At 75.4% G+C, this 11,801-nt stretch carries 7 protein-coding genes; 6 read left to right on the forward strand and 1 reads right to left on the reverse strand.

Annotated elements, in window-relative coordinates; all coding sequences use genetic code 11:
* Positions 1-13: 13 nt before the first annotated feature.
* Genes AB0C87_RS21310 through AB0C87_RS21325 form a run of 4 tightly spaced genes read left to right on the forward strand, consistent with a single transcriptional unit; the run spans position 14 to position 5,088 of the window.
* On the forward strand, positions 14-1,363 hold the full coding sequence (locus AB0C87_RS21310; RefSeq protein WP_345172823.1) for a hypothetical protein: 1,350 nt from the start codon (positions 14-16) through the stop codon (positions 1,361-1,363).
* 8 nt (positions 1,364-1,371) lie between these two features.
* Positions 1,372-2,580: a hypothetical protein gene (locus AB0C87_RS21315; protein WP_360579132.1), complete on the forward strand. Its 1,209-nt coding sequence runs from the start codon at positions 1,372-1,374 to the stop codon at positions 2,578-2,580.
* Positions 2,577-3,566, forward strand: a complete 990-nt coding sequence (locus AB0C87_RS21320) for a glycosyltransferase (protein WP_345172819.1) — start codon at positions 2,577-2,579, stop codon at positions 3,564-3,566. The genes AB0C87_RS21315 and AB0C87_RS21320 overlap by 4 nt, the downstream gene beginning before the upstream one ends.
* The gene (locus AB0C87_RS21325) at positions 3,550-5,088 is read left to right on the forward strand and encodes a glycosyltransferase family 39 protein (protein WP_360579134.1); all 1,539 of its coding nucleotides are present in this window, start codon (positions 3,550-3,552) and stop codon (positions 5,086-5,088) included. Before AB0C87_RS21320 ends, AB0C87_RS21325 begins: the two co-directional genes overlap by 17 nt.
* On the opposite strand, the gene AB0C87_RS21330 is transcribed toward AB0C87_RS21325, so the two are convergent.
* Positions 5,070-6,554 carry a family 43 glycosylhydrolase gene (locus AB0C87_RS21330; RefSeq protein WP_345172815.1) on the reverse strand — a complete coding sequence of 495 codons (1,485 nt, stop codon included), beginning with the start codon at positions 6,552-6,554 and terminating at the stop codon, positions 5,070-5,072. The genes AB0C87_RS21325 and AB0C87_RS21330 overlap by 19 nt on opposite strands.
* Positions 6,555-6,726: 172 nt before the next feature.
* On the opposite strand from AB0C87_RS21330, the gene AB0C87_RS21335 reads away from it, so the two are divergent.
* Both AB0C87_RS21335 and AB0C87_RS21340 read left to right on the forward strand, forming a co-directional pair.
* Positions 6,727-8,220, forward strand: a complete 1,494-nt coding sequence (locus tag AB0C87_RS21335; RefSeq protein ID WP_345172813.1) for a sulfatase — start codon at positions 6,727-6,729, stop codon at positions 8,218-8,220.
* 105 nt (positions 8,221-8,325) lie between these two features.
* Positions 8,326-11,790 carry a hypothetical protein gene (locus tag AB0C87_RS21340; protein WP_360579137.1) on the forward strand — a complete coding sequence of 1,155 codons (3,465 nt, stop codon included), beginning with the start codon at positions 8,326-8,328 and terminating at the stop codon, positions 11,788-11,790.
* Positions 11,791-11,801: the final 11 nt, after the last annotated feature.

Genomic DNA, 11,801 nt, shown 5'->3' on the forward strand with positions numbered 1-11,801 from the left:
GCCAAGGATCGCGGTGGCCCCACCCACTCCCGGCAGTGCGGCGCACAGCCCTGCCAGCGGTGCGGCGCGGGGGGCGCGCCCCGCGGTCTTCCTGCACGTCGGCGCCGCCAAGAGCGGCACGACCTTCCTCCAGCACGTGCTGTGGCACAACCGCGACCGGCTGCGCGAGCACGGCGTCCTCTACCCGGGCCGCGACCAGGCCGCGCACGTCCGCGCCGCGTTCGACCTGCGGCGGACGTTCTTCCGCGAGGCGTCCGACCCCGCCACCCGGGGGGCGTGGCACGACCTCGTCGCCGAGGCCCGCGACTGGCCCGGCACCGTGGTCATCTCGCAGGAGCTGTTCGCGCCGGCCCAGCCGCAGTGGATCCGGCAGGCCATGGCCGACCTCGATTTCGCCGATGTTCACGTGGTCTTCACCGCGCGCGACCTCGGCCGGCAGATCCCGGCGCACTGGCAGGAGGACGTCAAGAACCGCTTCACCACCTCGTTCGGCGAGTTCGTGGCGTCGCTGCGGCGGAAGGACTGGCACGCCTACGAGAGCGCGCGGCTGTTCTGGGGCCTGCAGGATCCGGTCGCGGTGCTCGGCCGCTGGGGCGAGGACCTGCCGCCCGAGCGCGTCCACGTCGTCACCCTCCCCCAGCCCGGCGCGCCCCGCGACCTGCTCTGGCGGCGCTTCTGCGCGGCCACCGGCCTCGTCCCGGACGACTACGACCTGTCCCGGACGTTCGCCAACCCGTCGCTCGGGCTGAGCGAGACGCAGTTCCTGCTGCGCCTCAACGAGACGCTCGGCGACCGTGTCGGCTGGCACGCCTACAACGAGGACGTCAAGCTGTTCCTCGCGCAGCGGCTCCTGACCGGACGTCCGTCGCCGGTCAGGATCGAACTGCCCGGCGAGCACGTTCCGTGGGCCGTGGAACGGGCCGTGGAGACCGTCGAGGCGCTGCGCGCGGCGGGCTACCACGTGGTGGGCGACCTGTACGAGCTGATGCCGGCGGCGGCGTCAGGCCCCGCCCTCGGGACCGCGCCCGCGCCGCCGCCCGACGAGGTCCGCTGGGCGGAGATGGCGGACGTGGGCCTCGACGCCGTCGCGGCGCTGCTGCGGCGCGTCCAGGACAATCGGAGGCGGGCCGAGGCGGTGCCCGGCGCCGGCCTCCCCGCCCGCGACCAGATCGGCATGCTGCGCGCGGGCTCGGCGGGGCTGCTCGCCACGACGGACCGGCTCGTGCAGGACGCCGCGCCGTTCGTCGAGCGGGCCAAGCGCACGGCGCGGGAGCGCTACCCGGCGGCGCTCCGGCTGCGCGGCGCCTACCGCAGGTTCCAGGGCGGGACGCGACGGCCCGACGCCGAGACGAGAACGAGGTGAGCGCCCGTATGGGGGATTCCGGTAAGTCCGTCTACCTGCATGTCGGGGCGCCGACGGCCGAGGCGGACTTCCTGCACCGAGCGCTGTGGAGCAACCGGCGGCGGCTGGGCGACGCCGGTGTCTGCTACCCCGTCACGGGGCCGCAGGAGCACTTCGCGGCCGTGATGGACCTGCGCGAGATGAGCTGGGGCGGCCACCGGGACCCGGACTGGGACGGCGCGTGGGACCGTGTCGTGGAGCGCGCCCGCGACTGGGACGGCCCCGCGGTCGTCTTCTCCCAGCCTCTGCTGGGCGGGGCGACCGAGCAGCAGGTCAAGCGGGCCGTCTCGGCGCTGGAGCCCGCCGAGGTGCACGTGGTCCTCGCCACCCGCGACCTCGGCTGGCAGCTGATCCTCGACTGGCAGGAGCAGATCCGCCACGCGCACACCATCACGTTCGAGCGCTTCGTCGACGATCTCGTCGCGCTCGGCATCGACGCGCCGGAGCCGTACGGGGAGATGTTCTGGGGGCTGCACGACCCGGTGCGGGTGCTGCGGGCCTGGGGGTCGGCGGTGCCGCGGGAACGCGTCCACGTCCTCACGCTGCCGCCGCCGGGCGGCCGCGCCGGCCTGATGTGGGAACGCTTCAGCGCCCTGGTCGGCGTCGAGGACGGGGTGTGCGACCTCGGCGGCATCCCCGGCGACGAGCCGCTGTCGGCGGTCGAGGCGGAGCTGCTCCGCCGCCTGAACGAGAGGATCGGCACGACGCTCGGCGGCGACTACGAGCACATGGTCCAGGACCACCTCCTCGGGCGCGGCGCCGCCGGATCCGGGGGGTCGACGCGGCTCGCCGACGGGACGGACCGCACCCGGATGGGGCTGCCCGCCCGGCACGCCGAGTGGGCCGCGCACCGGACCCGCGAGCTGGCCGAGTCGCTGCGCGCCTCCGGCTACGACGTGGCCGGCGACCTGGACGAGCTGACCACGTCCCGGGTCCCGGAGGCCGCGCTGCTCCCCGGCGACGTCCCGGAGGAGCTGGTCGCGACCGCGTCCGTCGAGGTGGCGGCGCACCTGCTGGAGGAGCTGTCGCTGGCGCGCGAACGCGTCGGCCTCGCCCACCTGCACAGCGAGATGGCGGGCGTGAAGGAGAACCTGGAGCGACTCATGGAGACCGCCGCGTCGCCGTCGCCGGCGCTGCAGCGCGCCGCCCGCAGGGCCGCGGGCAGGCGCAACCCGTGACCCCGGGCGCGAGGAGCGGCAACGGACCGTCCGTCACCGCGGTCGTCGTCACCTACAACCGGCGCGACCTGCTCGGTGAGGCCCTGACCGCGCTCGGCGCCCAGACGCGGCCCCCGGACCGGATCGTCGTGGTCGACAACGCGTCCGCCGACGGAACCGCCGCGATGGTCGCCGAGCGGTTCCCGGGCGTGCACCTGCTCGCCCTGCCCCGCAACATCGGCGGGGCCGGCGGGTTCAGCGCGGGCATGGCCCGGGCGATGGGCGAGGGCGCGGATCTGCTCTGGCTGCTGGACGACGACACCGTGCCCGAGCCGGAGGCGCTCCGAGCCCTGCTGGACGCGCGGGAGGCCGCGACCGGCGAGGACGGGCCGCCCGTGCTCGTGGCGAGCCGGGTCGTCTGGACCGACGGCCGGGACCACCCGATGAACACCCCCCGCCCCAAACCGCGGGCGACGGCCGCCGAGTCGCGGGTCGCGCACGCGGCCGGCTGCGTGCCGATCCGGTCCGCGTCGTTCGTGTCCGCGCTGGTGGACGCGGCGGCGGTGCGCGAGCGCGGGCTGCCGGTCGCCGACTACTTCCTCTGGAACGACGACTTCGAGTTCACGACGCGGCTGCTGCGCGGGCGCCGCGGGCTGCTCTGCCCCGGCAGCGTCGTCGTGCACAAGACCAGGGAGTTCGGCGGGACGGACGCGGACCCGGGCGACCGCTTCTTCTACGAGGTGCGCAACAAGATCTGGCTGTTCACCGGGAGCCGCGGGCTCGCGCCGCCCGAACGGGCCCTGTACGCGGGGTCGACGGCGCGGCGCTGGGCCCGCACGTTCGCCGGCTCCTCCGACCGCGCGGTGCTGCGCCGGGCGCTGGCCCGGGGCGTGAAGGACGGCCTGTTCACCCGTCCGAGGCCGACCGCCGCGATCCTGCGGGAGGCCGGTGTCCTGCCAGAAGCCGAGTTACCTCCCGACGGTCGCGGCCATGGTCGCGACGGCTAGCCGGCCCCGGGACGGGACCGCGCGCGTCACTCGCCTGCTCGCCGGTCCGGCGCCGCCGGTCGCGTGCGCCGCGCTGACGCTCGCCGTGGCGCTCGTCGGCATCGGCACCCCGTCCCTGTGGCTGGACGAGGGCGCCACGATCAGCATGACGACCCGGTCGTACGGCGACATGCTGCGCGTCTTCCCGCATCTGGACCTCGTGCACGCCCTCTACTACATGCTCATGAAGCCGTGGGTGGCGGTGTTCGGGACGGGCGCGCTCGCGCTGCGGCTGCCCAGCGCGCTCGCCATGGCGGCGGCCGCCGCGGGCCTCGCCGTCCTCGGCCGGCGCTGCCTCGGGCCGCCGGCCGGGCTCGCGGCCGGGCTGGTGTGGGCCGCCGGTCCGCAGACGAGCCGGTGGGCGCAGGAGGCGCGCTCCTACGCCATGACCGCGGCCGTCGCGGTGCTCGCCACCTACCTGCTCGTACGGGCCCTCGACCGGGACGAACGGCGTCCCTGGCGGTGGTTCGCCGGCTATGCCCCCGCGGTCGCGGTGCTGGGGTTCCTGCACCTGGACGGGGCCCTGCTGCTCGCGGCGCACGGCGTGACCGTTCTGCTGACCCGTCCCAAGGCCGGAGTGTGGCTGCGCTGGCTGGCGTCCGCGGCGGTGGCCGCGGCCCCGCTCGTGGTTCTGACGCTCGCGGCGCAGGACCAGAAGCGCCAGGTGGAGTGGCTTCCCCGGCCGTCGTGGGACGTCGCGTGGACGCAGCTCCAGTTCCTGACCGGAGACCGCGCGCTCGTCGCGCCGGTCGTGGCGCTCGCTCTGCTCGGCGTGGCGGCGAGCATCTCGGGCCGCGTCTCCGTCCCGCACCGCACGGCCTCCCTTGCCGCCGTCGCGCTCCCCTGGGCGCTCGTGCCGACCGTGCTGCTGCTCCTCGTCTCCAGCGTGACGGACCCGGTCTTCTACTACCGGTACACGACCTACTGCCTGCCCGCCGTCGCGCTGCTCGTCGGCGCCGGCCTGGCCGGGCTGCTCACCGTCGCCCGCCGCCCCGCCGCCCGCGCCGTACCGGTGGCCGCCGCGGCGGCGGTGCTCGTGGTCCCGTCCCTGCGCGTCCACGGCGACATCCGCCGCCAGGACAGCCGCCTCGACGACATGCGCGCCGCCGCCGACGCCGTCCGCGCGCACGCCCGGCCCGGGGACGCCATCGTCTACCTCGCCGGGAGCGCCCGGTGGAGCGCCGCCGCCTACCCCGGCGTCTTCGGGCGGCTGCGCGACGCCGGCGTGAGCACCGACCCGGTGGCCGCCGCCAACCTCAAGGGCCGTGACCTGCTCCCCCGCGAGCTGCCGCCGAGGCTCGCCGGGACGGACCGGGTGTGGGTGATGAACCACCGCTCCCTCGACCCGCACAACCCGATCATCGAACGGCGGGAGCGCGCGGTGCAGTCCGCCGGGCCCTGGCGGAGGGCCGGGACGTGGACGTACCGGGGCGGCTGGCTGGTCCTGTTCGAGCGGACGGGCCCCTACCGCAGTTCCAGGTAGTCGACCTGCCCCTGACCGTCGAGGCGGCGCAGGCCGATCGTGTTCCAGCCCGCCGCCAGCTCCACCGTCGCGGGGACGTCCGCCCAGTCGGCGCCCGCCGTGGCGCGCAGCCGTACGGACGTCGCGGCATAGCCGTTCACCGACATCTCCAGGTCGGAGTCGCGGCCGGAGCGGTTGGCGTACCGGGTGCGGACCGCGTAGCTCCCGGCGGTGGGCGCGAACACCGGCACCTCGACGCGGCAGTCGTCGCGCGCGAAGGGCCCGACCGCCGACCCCCCGGACGCGTTGGGCCGCGCCAGCGCCGAGACGCAGCCGTTCAGCCGCCCCCGCTCCGCCTCGTACCGGACGGGGACGCCCCGGACGGCGGGACGCGCGCCGTCCCAGCCGAGGCGGGCGACGTACATGCCGCGGGTCACCCGGGAGCCGCCGTGGTGGTCGAGGATGCCGTGGAAGACGAGGTAGTCGCCGGTGTCGTCGGCGAACACGTCCGCGCTGCCCGGCCCCTCGACCTTCCCGCCGTACAGGCCGGTGGACTGGACGGCGCCGCCCTTGGCGTACGGCCCCTCGATCGACGAGGCCACCGCGTAGCGCGTCTGGTACTCCGGCGTGAAGTACCAGCCCGCCGAGTACAGCAGCACGTACTTCCCGCCGCGCCGGACCAGGTCGGGCGCCTCCACCAGGACGGGCTCGTCCGCCGCGCGCCCCATGATCAGCCTCGCCGGGCCGGCCGGGCGCAGCCCGTCCGGGCTCAGCCTGACCAGGTAGATCGCGGCCGTCTTCTGGTCGTCGGTCTTGTAGAGCAGGTAGCGGGTGCCGTCCGGCTCGACGTAGGACCCGGGGTCGATCGCGCCGCCGAGGTCCAGCGGGCAGACCAGCGGCCCGCCCTCCTGCGGGACGAACGGGCCCGCGGGCGAGGACGCGGTCGCGACCCCGATGCACTGCTCGGCGCCGTCCCTGCGGCGCGCGGAGAAGTACAGCACGTAGGTGCCCTCGGGCTCGCGCGGCGCGACCACCTCGGGCGCCCAGGTCCAGCCTCCGGCGGCCCAGGCCGGGAGCCGGGCCAGGCCGTCGCCGGGCCTCGTCCTCCACGGCCCGGTCGGCGATGGGGCCGTCGCGACCGGCATCGTCGCGTCCGCGTTGTTGGTGCCGTAGGCGAAGTACGTCCCCGCCACCTTGATCACGGTGGGGTCGGCGAAGGACCCGTCGATCACCGGTGCGGCGGGCGAGTAGCCGGGCGGGTCGATCGCCGCCGGAGTGCCCGCCGGGCTCGGCGGCGGCGCGCCCGGCGACGCGCCCGAGCCGGGCCGGCCGGAACCGCCCCGCGGGTGGGCGCCCGTCCCGCCGGACGGCGGGGCCACCGTCACCGCCAGCCAGACGACCAACGCGACCAGGGCGCTGATCGCGGCCCCCGCGATCAGCGGCAGCAGCGGTGCGAGCGCCCGCGGGTCACGGTCCGTCCACCTCATGGCACCCCGCATCATGCCAACAACCGGGGCGGGACGGCCAACGGGCGCCGCATGCGCGACCCGCGTCCGGATCGTTACGCTTGCCCGGCGATCTCGCCACAGAAAGGACACGCTCATCACGGAGGGGACGCTCGACACGGGCAGGACGCCCGGCGCGGAGAGGTCACGGACGTTGAGCCGGCATCGGCGGCTGGCGGCCGTGCTGTGCCTGCTCGCCGTCCTCGGGACGAGCGGCTGCCTCTTCCGGCCGGACGAGCGCCCCGCGCCGAAGGCGGTGAAGCCCCCGAAGAAGCCGAACGTCGTGTTCGTCCTCACCGACGACCTGTCCTGGAACCTCATCGCGCACATGCCGCAGGTGGTGCAGATGCAGCGGGACGGCCTCACCTTCGACGACTTCATCATGGCCGACTCGCTCTGCTGCACCTCGCGCGCCACGATCTTCACCGGGCGGTACCCGCACAACACCGGTGTCCGCACGAACTTCCCGCCCGACGGCGGCTACGAGGTCTTCAAGGACAAGGGCGGCGAGCAGGCGTCGTTCGCCCCGTCGCTGCAGAAGGCCGGCTACCGGACGGCGCTCCTCGGCAAGTACATGAACGGCTACCAGCCCAACGACACCCAGGGCGACACGAAGCCGTACGTGCCGCCGGGGTGGGACGAGTGGCACGTCAGCGGCAACGGCTATCCCGAGTACGACTACAACCTGAACGAGAACGGCCGGCTCGTGCACTACGGCGCCCGGCCGCAGGACTACCTGACCGACGTCCTGGCGAACAAGGGCGTCGAGTTCGTCCAGCGGTCCGGAGCGTCCGGGCAGCCGTTCTTCATCCAGATCGCGACGTTCGCGCCGCACGGGCCGTTCGTGCCGGCGCCGCGCCATGCCGGGCTGTTCGGCGGCCTGACCGCGCCGCGCCCCCCGTCGTTCAACGAGGCCGACATCCGCGACAAGCCGTCCTGGCTGCGGTCGCACGCGCCGTTGCGCAGGTGGGGGATCCGCCGCATCGACGAGGGTTTCCGCGACCGGGTGCGGATGGTGCAGTCGGTCGACGAGATGGTCGGCCGCATCCGGACGACGCTGAAGGAGCGCGGCCTCGACCGGGAGACCTACCTGGTGTTCGGCTCCGACAACGGCTTCCACCTGGGCGAGCACCGGCTGGCCGGCGGGAAGATGACCGCGTTCGACACCGACGTCCGCGTGCCCTACATCGTCGTCGGGCCGGGCGTCCCCGCCGGGCGCAAGGTCAGCGAGCTCGCGCAGAACACCGACCTGGCCCCGACCTTCCAGGAACTGGCGGGCGTGCGCCCGCCGGCGGCGACCGACGGCCGGTCGCTCGTCCCGTTCCTGCGCGGCGCCGCCCCGGCGGGCTGGCGCGAGTCGGCGCTGGTCGAGCACGTCAAGCCGCCGCCGTCCCCGCTGGACCCCGACCGGCAGGACTCCGCGCCCGGCGCGCCGACCACCTACAACGCGATCCGCACCCGCGACATGCTGTACGTGGAGTACACCGGCGGGGAGACCGAGTACTACGACCGGGTCCGCGATCCGCACGAGCTGGACAACATCGCCGCCGGGCTGCCGGAGCAGCGGCGCCGCCACCTGTCCGACCTCCTGTACGCGCTGACCCACTGCACGGGCTCCGGCTGCACCCCCGCGGGCCGGAGCCGATGACGAAGTTCCGTCCTTTATGCGCCGCTATCATCGCTGACGACTGCGGACGCGCCAGGGCGATGTGCAGGGTGAGACGTGCAGAGTGACCGGAAGCTGGGAGAGGGCGTGACTCCAACCGGAAAGCCGGATGACGACCACGAGGGTGAGCGTCCCGAACCCGGGCAGCCGGAGCAGACGCCTCCCCCGTCGCACTGGCTGGACGACCAGGACACCTCGTCCGGCCCTCTGCTCCCCGCGGACGATCCGGAGGACGATCCCGAGGACGATTCCGACGAGGCCGACGCGCCCGAGGACTACCCCGAGGACTCCCCGGAGGACGACCCGGAGGCGGACATGGCGGACCGCACCGTCATGGACCCCAAGTTCAACCAGACGCTGATCCTGCCGAAGCGGCAGAAGCCCGCGGCCGACCGGCCCGCGGAGACCGCCGGAGAGCCGGGCGGCGATGGCGAGGAGGCGGCCTCGCCCGTCCTGCCCGCTCCCGTCGCGGACGCTCCGGCCGCGTCCACCGACGTCCGCCCGCCGCAGCCCTCCCCGTACGGGCAGGAGATGGCGGACGTGACGAGGACGGAGATCCCTCTCCCGCCGCCCTCCTCCTACGAGGAGGACATGGCGGACGTGACGAGGATCGAGTCCCCCGCCCAGCCGCCTCCCTCCCAGGGGCATGACATGGGCGACGTCACGAGGGTCGAGTCCCCCGATCAGCCGCCTCCCTCCCAGGGGCAGGACGCGGAGGAGGTGACGTGGATCGGGCCCCCCGTCCAGTTGCCTGCCTCCCAGGGGCAGGACGCTGAGGAAGTGACGTGGATCCAACCCCCCAACCAGCCGCCTGCCTCCTATGGGCAGGACTCGGGGGACGTCACGAGGACCGAGTTCCCCGCCCAGCCGCCTCCCTCCTACGGGCAGGACATGGCGGACGTCACCCGCGTCGAGAAGCTGCCGTCCTTCCCGCAGGCCGCGCATCCGCAGCCCGCGCCCCCGCAGAGCCCCCCGGCCCACGAGCCGTTCCCGTGGGCGCAGGAGATCCCCGGCACCCCTGCGCGCCCGGCCCCCGAGCCGTTCCCCTACGCGCAGGACATCCCCGGCGCGCAGGCCTCCCCCGCCCCGCAGGCCCAACCCGCGGCGGAGCCGTTCCCGTGGGCGCAGCAGATCCCCGGGACGCCGCCCCCCGCCCCCGGCCCGGAGGCCGTCCACCCGGTGGCGCCCCCGCCGGTGATCGAGGAGCCGTGGCGGACCGGGGGGCCGGGCGGCCCGAAGGGGCCCCGCAGGAGCCTCAGGAAGCCGCTGCTCATCGGCGCGGGCGGGCTCGCCGCCGTGGCGCTGGTCGCCGCGGGCGTGCTCGTGGTGCCCGGCCTGGTCGGCGGTGACGACGACGGCGACGGCGGCGCGGGCGCCAAGCTCGCCGGCGCGCTGTTCCCCGTGGACGCCGCCGCTCGCACCGACGGCCGCGACCAGCAGGTCACCGGCGTCGCGGCGCGCGGCTCGACGGTGGTCGCGGTCGGCGGCGAGACCGACCCGCAGAACTCCCGCGGCCTGTTCCTCGTCTCCACCGACGGCGGACGCACCTTCACGTCGGTCGACCAGCAGGACACCGACGGCGGCCTCGCGCCGCCCGGCGGTGTCCCCGAGGCGGTCGGCGCGTCACGCCGCGGCTGGGTCGCCGTCGGCCGCCGTGTCAACGGCGGCGGCGCCGTCTGGACCAGCAAGGACGGCAAGGAGTGGCGCCGCCAGCCCGACGCCGTCGGCGACGTCTTCGGCCCGCAGAACCGGGTGACCCGGATCGTCGGCACCGGCGGCGGGTTCCTCGCCGTCGGCGAGAACTCCCCCAAGGGCGACTTCAGCGACGCGCGTCCGGCGGTGTGGCTGTCGAGCGACGGACGCCGGTGGGAGGCGCGGGTCGGCGACCAGATCGGGCTGCAGGTCCAGAACGCCGGGTTCTCCCTGGTCGAGACCGCGGCGAACGGCGACGTGATCCTGCTGGAGGGGCTCATCACGCCCGACTCCAAGAAGCCCGGCCCGTACCGGAAGGTCTGGCGCTCCGACGACGCCGGCCGGACGTGGGCGACATCCGACGTGCCGGCGCCGAAGGGCAGCCGCGGCCTGATGATCGGCGGGGGCGGCGGGGCGGGGTTCCTGGCGATGCGCGAGATGTCGGCGTCCGGGAAGCTCTTCGGCCAGGCCTACACGTCCAGGGACGGCAGGTCGTGGACCAGGACCGGCAAGCTCGAACCGGCCGGCTACCAGCGCACGAACGGGATCGTCTCCGACGGCCGGGGCTTCACCGCCGTCGTCGTCCGGGGCACCGACGTGCTGCTCGCGCGCACCGCGGACGGCGCCGCCTGGAAGGCGGCCGGCACCGCCGAGTCGAAGGCGGGCCGGGAGGTGCTGGGCGCCGCCGCGGCGGGCGGCCAGACGGTGCTCGTCGGCCGCGAGCCCGGCGGCGGCGACCTGGACCCGATGCTCGGCGTGTGGGACGCGGGCGGCGCCGCGCTCCCCGTCGACCCGGCGAAGATCCCCGGCGCCGTCCGGCCCGACCACGCCGTGCGCGCCGTGGCCGCCACGAACGGCCTCGCGGTCGCGGTCGGCAGCGCGAGCGGTGATGCCGCCGTGTGGTCGTCGCAGGACGGCGCGTCCTGGAAGGCCGCGCAGGGGCTCGGCGCCGCGTTCACCCGGCCCGGCCCGCAGCAGCTGGTCGACGTCGCCGCGGGAGCCGCCGGCTGGCTGGCGGTCGGCTACGACCAGTCCGCGCCGCGCCGCCCCCTCGTCGTCACCTCCCAGGACGGCTCGACGTGGCAGGCGGCCGACACCGCGCCCGCCTTCGCGGCGAACAAGCAGGGCCCGCCCGTCACCCATGCCGCGGCGGCCGGCTCCGCCGGGTACGTCGTCGTCGGCACGCAGGGCTTCTCCGTCGCGACCTGGTACTCGCCCGACCTGAAGAACTGGGCGCGGGGCGCGGGCACGGACCCGAAGATGATGGCGGGCACCAAGACCGCGAGCCGCTGGATGCTGGACGTCGCGTCCGGTTCGTTCGGGTACGCCGCCGTCGGCGGCAGCCGGGACGGCAAGGGCAACCACCCGTCGGTGTGGCTGTCGCCCGACGGCAAGCGGTGGACGCTCCAGGAACTCCAGCTCCCCGGGGCAGGGGTGACCGAAGGCCACCTCACCCATGTCGCCGCCAAGGGGAGCACGCTCGTGGCGGCCGGGATCGCGGCCACCCCGAAGGGGCTCGACTGGCTCGGCTACGTGTCCACCGACGCCGGCAGGACGTGGCGTCCCCTGCCGTCGCCGAGCGGCGGCACGACCGTCGGCGTCAGCGCGCTGACCGCGACCCCGAAGGGCTTCGCCGCGACCGGCACGACCGGGCGCGCGGGCGCGACCGATGTGGTGTCGTGGACGTCCGCGGACGGCGCGTCCTGGCGGGCCTCCACGCCCGGCGGCACCGGCCTCGGCGGCGTCGGCGACCAGGAGATCACCGGCCTCGCCGCCTTCGGGAACACGCTGCTCGGAGTGGGCCGCAGCGCCGACTCGGGCGGCGGCCAGCCCGTCCTGTGGAGCCGGCCCGTGCCGTGACCCGGCCCCGC

The organism is Actinomadura sp. NPDC048021, assembly GCF_040653135.1.
GTDB lineage: Bacteria > Actinomycetota > Actinomycetes > Streptosporangiales > Streptosporangiaceae > Spirillospora > Spirillospora verrucosospora.

Bases quoted from the DNA above. Each gene is read 5' to 3' on its own strand.
- AB0C87_RS21315 (WP_360579132.1), top strand. From the start codon at position 1,372: ATGGGGGATTCCGGTAAGTCCGTCTACCTGCATGTCGGGGCGCCGACG.
- AB0C87_RS21325 (WP_360579134.1), top strand. From the start codon at position 3,550: ATGGTCGCGACGGCTAGCCGGCCCCGGGACGGGACCGCGCGCGTCACT.
- AB0C87_RS21330 (WP_345172815.1), bottom strand. From the start codon at position 6,554: ATGAGGTGGACGGACCGTGACCCGCGGGCGCTCGCACCGCTGCTGCCG.